Annotated in this window: 1 protein-coding gene and 1 pseudogene; both read right to left on the minus strand. The window is 28.1% G+C overall.

The genetic code is table 11. The annotated features are described in order from the left end of the window. A pseudogene (locus tag HMPREF1984_RS11560) lies at positions 1-202 on the minus strand (peptide methionine sulfoxide reductase); the annotation flags it as partial. A 418-nt stretch (positions 203-620) separates the two neighbouring features. Next, positions 621-955: peptide-methionine (R)-S-oxide reductase MsrB (msrB, locus tag HMPREF1984_RS06730; protein ID WP_021767194.1), on the minus strand; the 335-nt coding region annotated here is incomplete at its 5' end.

Here is a 955-nt window from a genome sequence, read left to right on the forward strand (position 1 = left end):
ATGCTTCAATTCCCCAGAAACATCCTCCTGCAAGGTATATTTCCTTAATGTTTTCCTTTGCTCCTGATTGCATTGACATTTCCTTTTCTGTTTTGTTTTCGGATTTTATTTTTTTTACAGTATTTCCATTTTTACTGAGCAATATGACAGAAAATACTGTTAAAGATAAAATCAGAAATAATAATAAACCTTTGTATTTCATAATATCGCCTCCTGAATTTATATTAAAGGATTTTTGTACTTACAAAGATATTATACCCCGAAATAATACAAAAAGAAATAGAATATTATAATATTTTTCTATAATTTTATAAGAAAAGGAAAAAATTTGCAGATAAATTCGAAGTTAGAATTTTGAATAAAAAAAGCTGTCTAAAAAAAATTTGAAAAATGATGTAAAACTATATTTATGAATTATTTATAATTTCACAATTCAAAACAGAAAATGAATTTAGAAAAAGTCAACAACCTGATTTTCAGGTGAATTTTGACTTTTTCTTTATGAATGACTGTTTTGTATAAGTGAAATTTTAGTAAATGAATAAATATAATTTTCATATTTTTAAAATTTTTAGACAGCTTTTTTTATTCAATATTGAAAAGGCTATTTATTTAAAGTATTAGAATTTTTCTCCAAGTTCTTTTTCAAGTAATGGAATCAGATATCCATAATTTTCCTTTTCCATGTCCTTTAAAGGTATAAATCTTAGTGCAGCACTGTTTATACAGTATCTAAGTCCACCCTTGTCAATAGGTCCGTCAGGAAAAACGTGTCCAAGGTGGGCATTACCGCTTCTGCTCAAAACTTCAGTTCTGACTCTGCTAAGGCTTGTATCCTCTGCATAGTTTACAACTTCCTTTTGGATAGGCTTTGTAAAGCTTGGCCATCCACAACCTGAATTATATTTGTTTGTGGAGAGGAATAAAGGTTCTCCTGTTGTAATATCCACATATA

The sequence above is a fragment of the Leptotrichia sp. oral taxon 215 str. W9775 genome (genome assembly GCF_000469505.1).
Lineage (GTDB): Bacteria > Fusobacteriota > Fusobacteriia > Fusobacteriales > Leptotrichiaceae > Leptotrichia_A.